The organism is Bradyrhizobium sp. 153, from assembly GCF_023073835.1.
Taxonomy (GTDB): domain Bacteria; phylum Pseudomonadota; class Alphaproteobacteria; order Rhizobiales; family Xanthobacteraceae; genus Bradyrhizobium.
The window spans coordinates 152,637-167,781 of the sequence record NZ_JADPKH010000029.1; the positions used below are offsets into that span (position 1 = coordinate 152,637).

A 15,145-nucleotide genomic window follows, 5' to 3' on the forward strand; every position below is an offset into this window, starting at 1 on the left:
GTGGAGAGATCACCCCACCCCGCTCGCGCTACGCGCGATCGACCCTCCCCCTCCAGGGGAGGGTGAAGGCGCGCTCCTGGTCAGGTCTTCGACTCCAAAACCCCCGCCCGCCGTCCCGGTGCCGGTCCGACATACCTGGCCCTTGGCCTGATCAGCTTGCCGAATTGCAATTGCTCGCTGGAATGGGCGATCCAGCCGACGCTGCGGGCCATGGCGAACAGAGCGAGCTCGCTGCCGGCAGGCAGGCGCAGGGCGTGCACGAGCACGGCGAGTGCATAGTCGATGTTGACGAACTCGCCGGTCGCTTCCGCGATCCGCTCCGGCACCTCGCGGGTGAACTTCCGCGGTGCGCCTGCGCGCGACAAGGCATTCAGCAGTGATTGCGCGCGAGGATCGCCGCGCTTGTAGACGCCATGGCCGAAGCCGGCAAAGCGCTCGCCGAGCGCGACGCGTTCGCGCACCATCGGCTCGACGTCGCGATCGATCAGCGTCTTCACGAGCTGCGAGGCCAGCACGCCGGCGCCGCCGTGCTTGGGCCCCTTGAGCGCGGCGAGGCCGGCGATCACCGAGTCGTAGAGATTGAGGCCGGTCGACGCGGCACAGCGCGCGGTGAAGGTCGAGGCGTTCAGTTCATGGTCGGCAAGCAGCACGAGCGCGCGGCGGATCAGATCGCTCGCGTGCTTGTTGTCCGCGGCCCATGCCTTCGCAACCTGCTGATGCAGCGGCTCGGCCGACGGCTCGGCATTGAGCATGGTCGCGACCAGCAGGCGGACGATGCGCGCGCCGACCATGGCACGGCCATCGGGCGCGCGGGTGAAAGCGCGGGGATCGGCGCTCGCAGCCAGCGCGAGCACCGCAATGGCGCGGTCGATCGGCGCGGCCCGACGCGCGGCTTGCCCGATCATGCGCATCTCCTCGGAGAGAAGCGGCTGATTGTCCTGATCGAACGGATCGACGCCAGAGACGTCCCACAGCAGCGTCGCCGTATGCTCGAGCGCATCGTTCTCGGCGAGATCGACGCAATTCACCCCGCGGTAGATCGCGCCCTCCTCGGTGATGGTCGAGATCTCCGTGTCCATCACCGGCAAATCGGCGTCGAAGCTGCGCAGGCCCCTGGGCTCCGGCGACGGCACCCGGCGCTCCTTGAGCGCGCGGACGTCCTCGGCCCGGTAGCGGTTTTTTCGCGAATCCTGCGTCGGCTCGGAGCGGATCAGACCGCGGCTGACATAGGCATAGAGCGTGGCCGGCGAGATCGCGAGCTCGGCGGCGGCTTCCCGGGCGGAGAGGTAGAGCTCGTTGGAATTTTTCATATTGATTTATGTAATCAAGATTGATCAATCTGTCGACAGGCCTGACCCTTCCCCCTGCGTCAAACAGGAGATTGGGCCATGAACATCCACCTCACCAAAAGCCAGATCGGACTGGACGGCGTTCCCGCCGCTGAGACCGTGCTGAGCCATGTCGACGGCGAGCGCGGCGAGCTGATCATCGCCGGCGAGCATGTCGGCAGCCTCGCCGCCAGATCGAGTTTTGAGGGCGTCACCGCCCGGCTCTGGAACGGCGCCAACAAGACCAGCTTAAGCGAGGCCAATGTGCGGGCGAGCCTGGGCACCGCGCGGGAGCGCGCCTTCGCTCGATTGCCGGACCTGTTGCCGGCAACCCGCGGCATGGGCATCGTCGACGGGTTTCGTGCGGCCGTCGCGGGCCTTCGCGCCGAATACGGCCTGGAGCATGAAGCAACTATCGTCGGCGCGTTTCCGGTGATTGCGGGCGCGCTGGTCCGCCGTGCCGGGGGGCTCGAGCCGGTCGCGCCCGATCGCAGCATGAGCCACGCCGCCGACACGCTGCGCATGCTGCACGGGCAGGCGCCTGCAACGCGCGAGGTCACCGCGCTCGATGCGTATCTCGTCACCGTCTGCGACCACGGCATGAATGCCTCGACCTTCACGACCCGCGTGGTGGCCTCGACGCAAGCCGATCTGTTCGCCGCCGTGACCGCGGGCTATTGCGCGCTCACCGGTCCCTTGCATGGCGGCGCGCCGGAGCCCGTGCTGGAAATGCTCGACGCGATCGGCTCGCGCGAACGCATCCAGAGCTGGGTCGACGCGGCGCTGGCACGCGGCGAGCGGATGATGGGCTTTGGTCACCGCGTCTATCGCGTCCGCGACCCGCGTGCCGACGTGCTGAAGACCGCGATCGAGGCCCTGGCTTCCAATGGCGCCGACCTGCCCTTTGCCGGCGAGGTCGAGGCCTATATCCGCAGCGCGCTGCGCAAGAAGAATCCGGACCGGCCGCTGGAGACCAATGTCGAGTTCTTCACCGCCATCCTGCTCGATGCACTCGCAATTCCGAGGCAGGCCTTCACGCCGATCTTCGCACTGGCGCGCGCGGCAGGATGGACCGCGCATGCGCGCGAGCAGCAGCGCACGGGACGGCTGATCCGGCCGAGCTCGTCCTATGTGGGGGCCATGCCGAAGGCTTCAGGCGACTAAAGACTAAGGGAAAGGCGACAGCGGAGCTCCCACTCCGCTGTCGTGCGGGCGAAGTCCTGATCTGTGCAGGTTGAGGAGATCTGCACGTCCCGGGCGAGCACCGTGGAACGTATACGCGGCCGGCGAATTAGCTGATCTGGCCCGTAGAGGAACGCGATGCTGGACTTGCTTGGACATTCGGACGAGGCCAGGATCGGCGAGATCGCGAGGCAAGCAGCGAACAGGAGCGCTGCCGGTGGGGATTCCGAGAGGCGCTTCCGGGACTTGCTCCAGGCGCTGCCCGCCGCGATCTACACCACCGACGCAGAGGGCCGCATCACCTTCTTCAATCAAGCCTGCATCGAGTTCGCCGGACGCACGCCAAACATCGGCGAGATGTGGTGCGTGACATGGAAGCTCTATCTGCCCGACGGCACGCCGCTCCCCCACGATGAGTGCCCAATGGCCGTCGCGCTCAAGCAGAACCGGCCGGTGCGCGACGTCGAGGCTGTGGCCGAACGGCCGGACGGCTCAAGGATTTGCTTCATGCCGTATCCGACGCCGCTGCGCGACGAAGGCGGCCGACTGGTCGGCGCGGTGAACATGCTGGTCGACATCACGGCTCGCAAGCAGGCCGAGCAGCGGATGATGCTCCTGGCTTACGAGGTCGATCATCGTTCGAACAATCTGCTCGCGGTGACCCAGGCGATGCTGCGGCTGACCAAGGCCGAGACCGCTGCAGAATTCCAGGCCGCGTTTCAAGGCCGTCTCAGCGCGCTTGCCAATGTGCAGAGGCTGTTCTCGGAATCGCGCTGGACCGGTGCGAGTCTGAAGACCATCGTCGAAGAGGAACTCCGGCCGTACGCAGGCGCAGACGGCGAACGTATCAGCATCGCTGGAGACGACCTCCGGCTGCCGGCGACGCTCGCCCAATCGATCGCGGTCGCCGTGCACGAGCTTGCGACCAACGCCGCTAAATACGGGGCGCTGTCGACGCCTTCAGGCAGGCTGGAGATCCGCTGGGAGACCAATGGTGCAGACCCTCTCGTGCTGCACTGGTCAGAGCGCGACGGTCCCCCGGTCAACGAACCGCCGACGCGCAAGGGCTTTGGCATCGGCGCGGTCGATGGCATCATCCGGACCTTGCGCGGAAGGATCACCCGGCAGTGGAAGCCGGAAGGGCTGGTGTGCCAGATGGCGTTCCCGGACGTCACTAAGTAAGCGCGACCAGATCCGGATGCATCGTCATCGCGCTTTGTCATCGCGCTTTGGACTGTCGCCAAAGCAAATCCTCTGAAGGCCGATGCACGCTTCCCGAATGCGCTAGGCCTCGCGGACCACCGTCTTCAGGTAATTATACGCCTTGATGATCTCGATCAAACGGTCTTCCGTGGAGCGGTCGCCGCCGTTGGCGTCGGGATGATGCTGCTTCACCAGCGCCTTGTACTTGCTCTTGACGTCGGCGAGGGTGGACTCGGGTCCGAGGCCCATGACCTGGAGCGCCTTGCGCTCGGCGTTCATGATCTTGCGCGTCTCGGCCTTGGGCGGGGCTTGCGGGCCGCCGCGCCAGTTGGCGCGGCCGTTGAGCTCCTGGAACATACTGAACGGATCGAAGGCGCTGTCGATCTCCGCCTCCGCGCCTTTCTTGACGCCGCCATTGGCGCCCATCTTCCAGGTCGGGCGGTGACCGGTCAGCGCATCCTTCTGGTAGCGCGCGACCGCGTCGGCATTCATGCCGGAGAAGAAATTGTAATTCTGGTTGTACTCGCGCACGTGGTTCAGGCAGAAGTGCCAGTACTCACGCTGATTGTCGCGACCCTTGGGCGCACGATGCGCGCCCTTGTTCTGACACCCGGTCCATTCGCAATTGACCACGGTGTCGCGCGGCTTCACTTCCGGCTGCTTGCCCCGCGGCTTGACCCGGATGGAGTCGAAGAACTTTGATGAATCGATCGGCATGGCTGACTTTGACTACGCAATGCAAAAACCTTCAAGTCTTGACATTGCAATTAGCTTGAAACCCGTAGCCGAAGTTTCACTTCGGCGTTTTTCAGAACGGCCGCCAGAGGCGGCCTATGGTGTTGACGGAGCGCGATCGCGTCCCTTAATGGCTCACATGGCTATCAGAGACGTTATCAGCAACAAGTTGCAGGAAGCTTTCACGCCGGAAAGCCTGCAAGTCGTCGACGAGTCACATTTGCATGAGGGCCACGCCGGCCATCGACCGAGCGGCGAGTCGCACTTCCGTGTGTATATCGTATCTGCCGCCTTCAAAGGGAAGAGCCGGGTCGATCGCCACCGCATGATAAATTCGGCGTTGGCCGCGGAACTCGCCGGCGGCGTGCACGCGCTCGCGATCCACGCGCAGGCGCCGGGGGAAGGGTGATTTGCTTACCCTCCCCGGGAGGGGAGGGTAAGCGAGATCAAAACGACGTCCCGGCCCTTCGCGGCTTGGCTTCCTCCAGCTCGGCCTCCCGCGGCACCGGTGAAATACGGAGCGCGGTGATGCGGTTGCGTTCGCGGCGGAGGACGCGGAAGCGGAAGCCGTGGAAGGTGAAGCTCTGGCCGCGGTCGGGGATCGAACGCGCCTCGTGGATGACGAGGCCCGCGACCGTGGTTGCCTCTTCGTCGGGGAGGTGCCAGTCAAGGGCGCGGTTGAGATCGCGGATCGGCACCGAGCCGTCGACCACGACAGAGCCGTCGGGCTGGCGGCGCACGCCGGCGACCACGACGTCATGCTCGTCGGCGATGTCGCCGACGATCTCCTCCAGAATGTCTTCCAGCGTCACGAGCCCTTCGACTTCGCCGTATTCGTCGACGACCAGCGCGAAATGGGTCTTGCGGCGGCGGAACGCCTTGAGCTGCTGGGATATCGGCCGCATTTCCGGCACGAACCAGGGCGGCAGCATGATGGTGGTGACATCGATGCGCGAGGTATCGCCCTCCGACGCGCGGATTGCGCGCAACAGATCCTTGGCGTGCAGAATGCCGATGATGTTCTCCGACTTGTCGCGCCACAGCGGAATGCGGGTGTATTCGGTGGCCAGCACCTCCCGCACCAGCTCCTCCGGCGGGAGATCGGCATTGATCATCACCATCGCGGTGCGGTGAACCATCACGTCGGACACGGTCAGCTCGCCGAGGCGGAAGACATTATGAATGTACTCGGCCTCGCCGCTCTCGATCTTGCCGTGTACGGCCGATTCCTCAACCAGGCCCTCGATCTCGGAATCCGTCAGGATCTCGTGCTGCGAAAACTCCTGAACGCCGATCAGACGCAAGATCGCACCCGAAGCCGTGTTGAGACACCAGCTCAGCGGGTAGAACACCAGGTAGGAGACATGAAGCGGATACGCAATCCACTGCGACACCGGCACCGGCTCCCTGATCGCAAGCGTCTTCGGCACCTGTTCGCCGATGATGATGTGCAGCGAGGAGAAAACCAGAAAACCCGCCACGAACGAGGTGAAGTGCAGCGTCGCCTCCGACAAGCCGAGCGGATGGAGGATCGGGCTCAGCAGCGCAGAAACGGTCGGCTCACCAATCCAGCCAAGACCAAGGGAGGCCATGGTAATGCCGAGCTGGCAGCAGGCGAGATAGGATTCGATATTCCCCATCATCGTCTGCAACAGGCGTGCGCCGAAGCGGTTCTGCTCGACCATTGCCTTGACGCGAAACCCACGGCTCTTCACGAGGGCAAATTCGGCCGCCACGTAAAATGCGTTGGCAGCGAGCAGGAGGACAGCAAGCAGCAGATTGATGGAAATCGAACTCATGTTTGCCTCGCGATCGCCTCGGCGTTCCGCGCCGTTTCGCGGGCGGCAGATCCAATCGATCCCGCCATCACTGCGCTAATTTCGACTGCAGGAAATCGCGCACCAGCGTCGGCTCGACGTCCTTCGCAATCACGGCGCGGCCGACCGCCTCCAGCAGAATGAAGGTGAGCTTGCCGCGCTTGACTTTCTTGTCCTGCGCCATCAGCGCCATCAGCGCGTCGGCATCGGCAAGGCCCTCCTGCGCAAAACCCGCGATGTCCTGCAAGCGCGTTGGCAGGCCGGCTTCGGCCAGATGCCGCTCGACGCGCGCCGCGTCCAGCTCGCCGATCATGCCGAGCCGGACCGAGAACTGCGCCGCCAGCGTCATGCCGATCGCGACGCCCTCGCCGTGGAACAGGCGGTCCGAGAAGCCGGTCGCCGCTTCCAGCGCATGCCCGAAGGTATGGCCGAGATTGAGCAGCGCGCGTTCGCCGGTCTCGCGCTCGTCGCGCGCGACGATTGCGGCCTTGGCGCGGCACGACGTCGCGATCGCATGCTCGCGCGCCGAGCCGCCCCTGAAGATATCGGCATGGTTCTTCTCCAGCCAGGTAAAGAAGGCCTCGTCGCCGAGCACGCCATATTTGGCGACCTCGGCATAGCCGGCGCGGAATTGCCGCGGCGACAGCGTGTCGAGCACGGCGGTGTCGGCGATGACAAGGATCGGCTGGTGGAAGGCGCCGAGCAGATTCTTGCCCTGCGGCGAGTTGATGCCGGTCTTGCCGCCGACGCTGGAATCGACCTGCGCCAAGAGCGAGGTCGGCACCTGCACGAAATCGACGCCGCGGCGCAGGATCGCCGCGGCAAAGCCGGCGAGATCGCCCACCACGCCGCCGCCGAGCGCGATGACGAGATCGTTGCGCTCGATTTTTGCGGCGATCAGGGCCTCGCTGACCTTTTGCAGGCCCGCATAGGTTTTGGAGATCTCGCCTTCCTCGACCACGATGCGCGAGGTCGGAATGCCGGCTGCGGCAAGCGACGCCTCGGCGGGCTCGAGCCAGTGCTTTGCGACGGTGCGGTCGGTCACAACGGCGGTACGCACGCCGGGGCGCAAGCGCGCGACGCGCTCGCCGAGCGAGGCCAGCACGCCGCGGCCGATGACGATGTCGTAGGCGCGGTCGCCGAGCGCGACATCGACATTGACAGGATCGGAATGCTTCAAAGGCGCAGTCATCGTACGGCACTCGCAAGGTCGGCAGGTGGCACGCCGCAGAGATGGGCGTGCAGGGTCTCGATGCATTCCTCGACGATCTTATCGTGCGGCACATCGCGCGAGGCGATGGTGAGGTCGGCATGGCGATAGACCGGTTCGCGTTCGGTGAGCAGGCGCGTCACGGTTCCTTCGGGATCGGCGGTCTGGAGCAGCGGGCGATCGGCACGGCGCCGCACGCGGCGCATGATGACGTCGTGGTCGGCCTTGAGCCAGATCGAGACCGCTTTCGCGGCGATGCGCGCGCGCGTCTCTTCGCGCATGAACGCGCCGCCGCCGGTCGCGAGCACGATCGGTCCGCCGTCCAGCAGCCGCGCGATCACGCGGGCCTCGCCGTCGCGGAAATGCGGCTCGCCGTGGCGCTCGAAGATTTCCGGTATGGTCATGCCGGCCGCCGCCTCGATCTCGGTGTCGGCATCGACGAAGGGCAACTTGAGCCGGGCCGCCATGCGGCGGCCGATGGTGGATTTGCCCACCCCCATCATGCCGACGAGCACGATCGAGCGCGCCCCGAGCGCCGACAGGATGTCGGCCTCAGGCGAACCGGGTATCGGTAGCGCGGCGTCGGACATGGATCTCGCTCGATCTGCCGCCAAAGGCGGCATGCTTTCGCCACCTATACGACCCCGCAGGGGGCCTCGCCAGAGGACTCTTGCCACGAAACGGCGAACATGTTGGATGATTTCATTGGTTAATTTGCCCGCCAAGACCGCTATCGAGACCCTTTGCCGATGCCCAGCCTGTTCCGCTTCCTGACGGTCCTCGCCGTGATCGCCGGCATCGTCTATGGCGCGGTCTTCGCGCTGGCAAACTTCGTCAGTCCGAAGCCGCGGGAAATGACGGTGACGATCCCGCCTGACAAGTTTCTCAAGAAATAGCAGCTAGGCTTTGGGCATGCGCACCAAGCCCTCCGACACCCAGCTCACCGGCCTGTTCCTCGACATGCTCGCGGCGGAACAGGGCGCCGGGCCCAACACGCTCGACGCCTACCGCCGCGACCTCACCGATCTCTCGGAATTTCTGGACCGCGTCGGCCACACTTTTGTAGATGCGGAGACGCAAACGCTGCGCGACTATCTCGCCGATCTTGATGCCCGCGGCTTCAAATCCACCAGCGTCGCGCGGCGGCTGTCGGCGATGCGGCATCTGTTCCGCTTTCTCCTCAACGAGCGCATCCGTACCGAGGATCCCGCAGCGATCCTGTCGGGGCCGAAGCGCGGCCGCGGCCTGCCGAAAGTGCTGTCGATTGCGGATGTCGACCGCATGCTCCGCCGCGCCAAGGAATTGAGCGAGGCGGCGGATGCCTCGCCCTCGAAACGGCTGCGCAGCTTGCGGCTCTATTGCCTGCTCGAGGTGCTCTACGCCACGGGCCTGCGCGTCTCCGAGCTGGTGGCACTGCCGCGCTCGGCGGCCAAGCGCGATGCGCGCATGATCGTGGTGCGCGGCAAGGGTAACAAGGAGCGCCTGGTGCCCCTCAACGAGGCCTCGCGGCAGGCGATGGCAGATTATCTCGCGGCGACGGAAGCTGCAAAGGGCGACAAGAAGAACAGCGTGGCTGCTTCGAAATGGCTGTTTCCCTCATTCGGCGAGAGCGGACATCTGACCCGCCAGCATTTCGCGCGCGACTTGAAGGAACTCGCGGTCGCCTCCGGGCTTCAGGCCCGTCTGGTCTCCCCGCACGTGCTACGCCACGCCTTCGCCAGTCACCTCCTCCACAACGGGGCCGATTTGCGCATCGTGCAGACCCTGCTCGGCCACACCGACATCTCGACGACCCAGATCTACACCCATGTGGTCGAGGAGCGGCTGAAGAGCCTGGTGCGCGACCTGCATCCGCTGGCGGAGAAGTAATCTCGCGTGCCCCGGGGCGCGGCGCAGCGTGAAACGGTGCGCCGCTGAGCCGGGCCCACGCCTCTTGCCGGGTCCCGGCTCAGCGCAGCGGCGCTACGGCGCGCTGCAGCGCGTCCCGGACACGAGAGTCCAACCCCGGCGATGGCGAAACCGCCTTGACTTCGGCCACATCTCCGCAGAAAGAGCCGGGGCTTCACGATTGATTTGGCTTGCGGCTCACGAGCACACAAGCCAAGCCATTGAAGAAGCTGCAGTTCTTTTCGCGACCGCAACCTCGCTTCGCTTCTCCAGCCCCGTCCGCCTATATTGAGTTGATGCCAGACCAGATGCGCAGCTATCTCGACTTCGAAAAGCCCGTCGCCGAGCTCGACTCCAAGGTCGACGAGTTGCGCACGCTCGCAGCTTCCGGCACCGACATCGCCGAGGAGATCGGGCGGATCGAGGACAAGGCTTCGCAAGCGCTGGCCGACCTCTATGCGAACCTGACGCCGTGGCAGAAGACGCTGGTGGCGCGGCACCCGCAGCGGCCGCATTTCAACGACTTCATCAAGGGCCTGATCACCGAGTTCACGCCGCTGGCCGGCGACCGCAAATTCGGCGAGGACGAGGCGCTGGTCGCCGGCTTCGGCCGCTTCCGCGGCGAGCCGATCTGCGTGATGGGCCAGGAAAAAGGCGATTCCACCGAGAGCCGCATCCGGCACAATTTCGGCATGGCGCGGCCCGAAGGCTATCGCAAATGCGTGCGGCTGATGGAGATGGCCGAGCGGTTCGGTCTGCCGGTGCTGTCGCTCGCCGATTCCGCCGGCGCCTATCCCGGCATCGGCGCCGAAGAGCGGGGACAAGCCGAGGCGATCGCGCGCTCGACGGATGCCTGCCTGGCGCTGACCGTGCCGAACGTCGCCATCATCACCGGCGAGGGCATGTCGGGCGGCGCCATCGCCATCACCACCGCCAACAAGGTGTTGATGCTGGAGCACGCGATCTACAGTGTGATCTCGCCGGAAGCCGCCTCCTCGATCCTGTGGCGCGACGGCACCAAGGCGCAGGAAGCCGCCAACAACATGAAGATCACCGCCCAGGACATGCTCCGCTTCGGCGTGATCGACAGCATTTTGAAGGAGCCGGTCGGCGGCGCCCACCGCGATCCCGCCGCCATGATCGCCACCACCGGCGATGCCATCGCCAAGGCTTTCGACGAGCTCCGGGGCCTCGACGGCGACGCCATCCGCAAGCAGCGGCGGCAGAAATTCCTCGATATCGGCCGGAAACTGGGCTGATTCGGCCCGAACAAGCGCACCGCTGAAGGAGCGCTGCGCTGCATCGGGGCGCGAGACCCCTTGGTGGCCCGCTGGTAACCCCGCGTTAACCCTTTTTTTGCCCAAATCGGCGATCTCTGTTCCAATCCGGCCGAAAGGCCCAAGTAAGGCCCAAAGTCGCGTCCATTTAGTCTTCGTTGACCATGCCACTGGGCCAACGGGCTCGTGATCCCCGCTCGGGTTGCGACCACATGACCCAGAGGTTAGAATTTTAATCAATGGCTTCAGGGCATAAGCGCTGGGGCGTGGTCTGAAAAGCCCGTCACGACGGGTCTGGTTCGCCGGTCAGATCATGCTCCAAACGATTGGGGTCGCGCTTTCTGCCCGGCACGGTGTGGGGTCCATCTTGATTTCTCGTTCGCTTGCTCGGGCGCTCTTGGCTTCGGTTGCGCTGATGACGGCCGGCGTTCTGCTGACCGGCTGCGACACCGACCAGGTCTCGCTCGCGACCAACGCCAAGGCCAACCAGCCGGTGCCGCCAAAGCTGCTCGCCGCGATGACCGAGAAGGACATGGATCTGCAATCGCCGATCCTGGTCCGCCTGTTCAAGCAGGAGGCCGAGCTCGAAGTCTGGAAGCAGACCCGAAGCGGCCAGTTCGCGCTGCTCAAGACCTATCCGATCTGCCGCTGGTCGGGCGATCTCGGCCCCAAGGTGCGCGAAGGCGACCGCCAGGCGCCGGAAGGATTCTACTCGATCAATCCGAGCCAGATGAATCCGCAATCGGCCTATTACCTGTCCTTCAATACCGGTTACCCGAACGCGTTCGACAAGGCGCTCGGGCGCACCGGCTCGCAGCTGATGGTGCATGGCGATTGTTCTTCGCGCGGCTGTTACGCCATGACCGACGAGCAGATCGCCGAGATCTATTCGCTAGGGCGCGAATCCTTTTTCGGCGGCCAGAAGGCGTTCCAGCTCCAGGCCTATCCCTTCAAGATGACGCCGGTGAACATGGCCAAGCACCGGAACAATCCGAACATGCCGTTCTGGAAGATGATCAAGGAGGGCTATGATCATTTCGAGGTGACGCGGCAGGAGCCGAAGGTCGATTTCTGCGAGAAGAAGTACGTATTCGATGCAGCCAAGCCGGCGGACGCCAAGCGCGACCCGGTGTTCGACGCCTCGGCAAAATGCCCGGCCTATGTGATCCCCGAAGACATCGCTCGCGCCGTGCGTGAGAAGCAGGCGAAGGACGAGGCCGAATACGCAAAGCTCGTCGCCAAGGGTACGCCGGTGGCACGGATGAACACCGGCATTGACGGCGGCATGAACAAGATTTTCGCGGCGAAGATTCCGGAAGGCTCGACCGGCCTGTCGGAGGGCGCCGAAGGCACCACGCTCCAGATGCTGGCCATGGCCAAGGCGCCCGGCACGATTCCGGGCCACGTCAACCCGCCCAAGCCGAACCTCGATGCGGCCGCGTCCGCGCCTGCGCCGCAGGACGAGCCGCTCACAGCTAGCAGCGCGCCCGCGACCAGCACCCGCGTCGCCTCGGCCGCTCCGAGCGAGAAATCACAAGAAAAGTCACAAGGCGGCTTCTTCTCCAACCTCGGCCGCAAGATGGGCCTGGGTACCGCCGACACCACGGCGACCACGCCTGCGCCGCAAGCCACGGCGTCCGTGGCGCCGACCACGACGACCCCGCCCACGGCCGCGTCGAGGCTGAAGGCCGCAGTGACCCGCTTCGTGCCGGGGCATGACAAGTCCAAGGATGCGGCGAAGGAAGCGCCGAAGGCAATCGTAGCCGCCAAGCCGGCCAAGCAGCCCGATACCCGCCTCGCCGCAACCCGCCCGGCGTTGAAGCCGTCAGTGTCGGATGGGGCGGCTGACAGCGGACAGATGGCCGGCGCCGCGCCGGTGGTGCAGTCGAGCTCGTTCGACAGCCGCTTTGGGGCGGTGAAGTAGGGCGGCGCTTCGCGCAATCCAAGGTCCATCCCAGACCAATGCTGTCATTCGCCGCGAAGGGTGAGAGCGCCACGCTCCGGCGAGAGCCTACGGAGCCAGATACCGCATCAGCTCCGGATTGCCCCTCACCTCCGCCGCCTCGCCTTGCAGCGCGACCCTGCCGCGATCCAGCACGTAAGCGTAGTCGGCGACGCGCAGCGCCAAGTCGAGGTGCTGCTCGACGATAATGACGGCGATTGTCTTCGCGAGTTCGATCAGGCGCTCGGTGATCTCCTCGATCACGCCGATCCAGACGCCCTCGGTCGGCTCGTCGAGCAGCAACAGCTTGGGATCGCCCAGCATGGCACGGCCGATCGCAAGCATCTTGCGTTCACCGCCAGAGAGCGTGCCGGCGGGCTGGTCGAGGCGCTGGCCAAGTTTCGGGAAGATGGTCAGCACGCGGTCGACCGCACTGGCGTCCTTGTTCGCGAGCGAGCCGACGGCGAGATTGTCCCGCACCGACAGGCGCGCGAACACCGAATGCTCCTGCGGGACATAGCCGATGCCGGCGCGCACGCGCTCCTGGGTGGCGCGGCGGCTGATGTCGCGGCCGTCGAAGGCGACCTCGCCCTTCCAGGCCGGCAGCTCGCCGACGATGGTCTTCATCAGCGTGGTCTTGCCAGCGCCGTTGCGGCCGAGCACGGCGACGCCGCCGCGCCAGGGGATGCCGAGGCTGACGCCGAACAGCACCTGGCTGCGGCCATAGCCAGCATCGAGATGCTTGATGTCCAAAAATTCAGGCACGGCGCAGATAAATCTCCTGGACGGCTTTGTTGGCCTGGATCTCGGACACCGTGCCTGATGCCAGCACCCTGCCCTGGTCGAGCACGGTGAGGCGATCGCAGATGTCGCGGATGAAATCGAGGTCGTGCTCGACGATGACGAGCGAGCAATGCTGCTTGATCGGCTCGAGCAGTTCGCCGGTGACGCGGCGCTCCTCGAGGCTCATGCCGCCGGTTGGCTCGTCCAGCAGCAGGAGTTTTGGCTTGCCCGCCAGCGCCATCGCGATCTCCAGCCATTGCTGCTGGCCATGCGACAGCGCGGCGGCCGCATCGAAGGCGCGGTTCGCCAGACGAAACTGCGTCAGCATGGTCATGACCTGGTCGTGCAGCAGCCTGCGCGTGCGCGAGAATACGAGATCGAACAACGAAGACTGCGCCTGCAGCGCAAGCAGGATGTTGTCGTACAGGGTCAGCGACGGCAGCACGGACGTGATCTGGAATTTCAGGCTCATGCCGGCGCGGGCGCGCTCGGTCGGCGTGAGAGCGGTGATGTCAGTGTTGACGAAGCTCACCTTGCCCTGCGTCGGCACTTCGGCCCCGGCGACGCACTTCATCAGCGTGCTCTTGCCGGAGCCGTTCGGTCCTATCAGCCCGTGAAACTCGTTTTCGCCGACGCTGAGCGCCGCGCCATCGAGCGCGGTGAGCTTGCCAAAGACTTTGCTGATGCCGGAGGCTTCAAGGAGCGGCATTGCGCTTCTCCTTGGGTTTGGCACCGAAGCTGCCGACGCGTTCACGCTCGCCGAGGACAAAGCTGATCAAGCCGAGCGGCCGGAACAGGATCACGAGCAGCAGCAACAAGCCCAGAATGATTGGCCAGATGTCGCGGTAATTGTCCGACAGCCAGAAGCTGACGCCTTCGACGATGACGGCGCCGATGACGGCGCCGATCAGCGTGCCGGAGCCGCCGAACAGCACGTAGAGCACCACCTGGGTCGAGACCACGACACCGACCATGTTGGGCCAGACGAAGCCTTCATGGAAGGCATAGAGGCTGCCGGCCAGCCCGGCGATGGCGCCGCCGATGGTGAAGACGATGGCTTTGAGATGCTGCGCCTTGTAGCCGAAGAAGGCGATGCGTTGCTCGTTCTCGCGCAGGCCTGCCAGCGCAAGGCCAAACTGCGAGCGCACCAGGAAGCGGCAGAGCAGGTAGACCACGACGAGGATGCCGAGCACGAGATAATAGAAGGCCGGCCCTTCCGAGAGTTCGTATGAACCAAGCGACATTGGCGCGATCGAGGGGATGCCGTTCTGACCGCCGAGATAGTACCAGCCGCGCGCCAGGCGGTCGGCCGCGTAGGAGCCCGTCAGCGTGCCCAGCGACACGAAGATCACGCTGGAGGGATGCCGCCCCAGCAACAGAAAGCCGCCGAGCAGCAGCGCGAAGGTCAGGCCGATCAGCGTGCCCGCCGGCAGCACCAGAAACATGTTGGTGATATCGAGGTCGCGCGCGAGCAGCGCGACGCCATAGCCGGCCGATCCGAAGAACAGGGCCTGACCGAAGCTCATGATCCCGGCATAACCCCAGACGAGGTCGAACGACAGCGCGAACAGCGCGAGGATGATCACGCGCGTCGCGAACACGGTGAGGTAGTCCTGGAGCACCAGCGGCGCGAGCAGTGCCGCGACCAGCACGACGCCCTCCACGATCGGCAGGACTTTTCGTCCTGCCCCGGTTTGTTTCCTGGCCCGTCCCGCTGCCACGCGTTCAGCCATCGCGTCGTCCGCTTCGTCGCCGGCGATGGCCTCTCTTACCCCGCTCAT

General features: G+C 65.2%; 15 protein-coding genes. 7 read left to right on the forward strand and 8 right to left on the reverse strand.

Annotated elements, in window-relative coordinates:
* Positions 1-80 precede the first annotated feature (80 nt).
* Complete coding sequence (locus tag IVA91_RS08725) at positions 81-1,310, reverse strand: citrate synthase family protein (RefSeq protein WP_247276298.1); 1,230 nt, start codon at positions 1,308-1,310, stop codon at positions 81-83.
* A 78-nt stretch (positions 1,311-1,388) separates the two neighbouring features.
* On the opposite strand from IVA91_RS08725, the gene IVA91_RS08730 reads away from it, so the two are divergent.
* Both IVA91_RS08730 and IVA91_RS08735 read left to right on the forward strand, forming a co-directional pair.
* Positions 1,389-2,492: a citrate synthase/methylcitrate synthase gene (locus IVA91_RS08730; RefSeq protein ID WP_247276297.1), complete on the forward strand. Its 1,104-nt coding sequence runs from the start codon at positions 1,389-1,391 to the stop codon at positions 2,490-2,492.
* A gap of 156 nt (positions 2,493-2,648) precedes the next feature.
* Positions 2,649-3,692 (forward strand): sensor histidine kinase, encoded by a 1,044-nt coding sequence (locus IVA91_RS08735; protein WP_247276296.1) that lies wholly within the window; start codon positions 2,649-2,651, stop codon positions 3,690-3,692.
* 102 nt (positions 3,693-3,794) lie between these two features.
* Here the strand turns inward: IVA91_RS08735 and IVA91_RS08740 are convergent, their stop codons facing one another.
* Positions 3,795-4,430 carry a DnaJ domain-containing protein gene (locus tag IVA91_RS08740; protein WP_247276295.1) on the reverse strand — a complete coding sequence of 212 codons (636 nt, stop codon included), beginning with the start codon at positions 4,428-4,430 and terminating at the stop codon, positions 3,795-3,797.
* Positions 4,431-4,587: 157 nt separating this feature from the next.
* Here IVA91_RS08740 and IVA91_RS08745 point away from each other — a divergent pair, with 157 nt between their 5' ends.
* The gene (locus IVA91_RS08745) at positions 4,588-4,857 is read left to right on the forward strand and encodes a BolA family protein (RefSeq protein ID WP_247276440.1); all 270 of its coding nucleotides are present in this window, start codon (positions 4,588-4,590) and stop codon (positions 4,855-4,857) included.
* A 37-nt stretch (positions 4,858-4,894) separates the two neighbouring features.
* Here the strand turns inward: IVA91_RS08745 and IVA91_RS08750 are convergent, their stop codons facing one another.
* The 3 genes from IVA91_RS08750 to IVA91_RS08760 all read right to left on the reverse strand — a co-directional run bounded on the left by IVA91_RS08750 (position 4,895) and on the right by IVA91_RS08760 (position 8,065).
* The gene (locus tag IVA91_RS08750) at positions 4,895-6,247 is read right to left on the reverse strand and encodes a hemolysin family protein (protein ID WP_247416996.1); all 1,353 of its coding nucleotides are present in this window, start codon (positions 6,245-6,247) and stop codon (positions 4,895-4,897) included.
* Between the two features lie 67 nt (positions 6,248-6,314).
* Entirely contained in the window at positions 6,315-7,457 is a 1,143-nt protein-coding gene (gene aroB, locus IVA91_RS08755; protein WP_247276293.1) for a 3-dehydroquinate synthase, read from the reverse strand.
* Positions 7,454-8,065 (reverse strand): shikimate kinase, encoded by a 612-nt coding sequence (locus tag IVA91_RS08760; protein ID WP_247276292.1) that lies wholly within the window; start codon positions 8,063-8,065, stop codon positions 7,454-7,456. The genes aroB and IVA91_RS08760 overlap by 4 nt, the downstream gene beginning before the upstream one ends.
* Before the next feature lie 159 nt (positions 8,066-8,224).
* Between IVA91_RS08760 and IVA91_RS08765 the strand changes: the two genes are divergently transcribed.
* The 4 genes from IVA91_RS08765 to IVA91_RS08780 all read left to right on the forward strand — a co-directional run bounded on the left by IVA91_RS08765 (position 8,225) and on the right by IVA91_RS08780 (position 12,563).
* A complete protein-coding gene (locus IVA91_RS08765) occupies positions 8,225-8,371 on the forward strand; it encodes a histidine kinase (RefSeq protein ID WP_247276291.1) in 147 nt (48 codons plus the stop codon).
* A gap of 16 nt (positions 8,372-8,387) precedes the next feature.
* Positions 8,388-9,344, forward strand: a complete 957-nt coding sequence (gene xerD, locus IVA91_RS08770; protein ID WP_247276290.1) for a site-specific tyrosine recombinase XerD — start codon at positions 8,388-8,390, stop codon at positions 9,342-9,344.
* Positions 9,345-9,658: 314 nt separating this feature from the next.
* A complete protein-coding gene (locus tag IVA91_RS08775) occupies positions 9,659-10,621 on the forward strand; it encodes an acetyl-CoA carboxylase carboxyltransferase subunit alpha (protein WP_247276289.1) in 963 nt (320 codons plus the stop codon).
* A gap of 433 nt (positions 10,622-11,054) precedes the next feature.
* Positions 11,055-12,563, forward strand: coding sequence for a murein L,D-transpeptidase family protein (locus IVA91_RS08780; protein ID WP_247276288.1), 1,509 nt, complete (start codon positions 11,055-11,057; stop codon positions 12,561-12,563).
* Between the two features lie 87 nt (positions 12,564-12,650).
* Here the strand turns inward: IVA91_RS08780 and IVA91_RS08785 are convergent, their stop codons facing one another.
* From IVA91_RS08785 to IVA91_RS08795, 3 genes are read right to left on the reverse strand one after another with little or no spacing between them, the layout of a single operon-like run.
* Positions 12,651-13,346 carry an ABC transporter ATP-binding protein gene (locus IVA91_RS08785; RefSeq protein ID WP_247276287.1) on the reverse strand — a complete coding sequence of 232 codons (696 nt, stop codon included), beginning with the start codon at positions 13,344-13,346 and terminating at the stop codon, positions 12,651-12,653.
* On the reverse strand, positions 13,339-14,073 hold the full coding sequence (locus IVA91_RS08790) for an ABC transporter ATP-binding protein (protein ID WP_247276286.1): 735 nt from the start codon (positions 14,071-14,073) through the stop codon (positions 13,339-13,341). The genes IVA91_RS08785 and IVA91_RS08790 overlap by 8 nt, the downstream gene beginning before the upstream one ends.
* A complete protein-coding gene (locus IVA91_RS08795) occupies positions 14,060-15,145 on the reverse strand; it encodes a branched-chain amino acid ABC transporter permease (RefSeq protein WP_247276285.1) in 1,086 nt (361 codons plus the stop codon). Before IVA91_RS08795 ends, IVA91_RS08790 begins: the two co-directional genes overlap by 14 nt.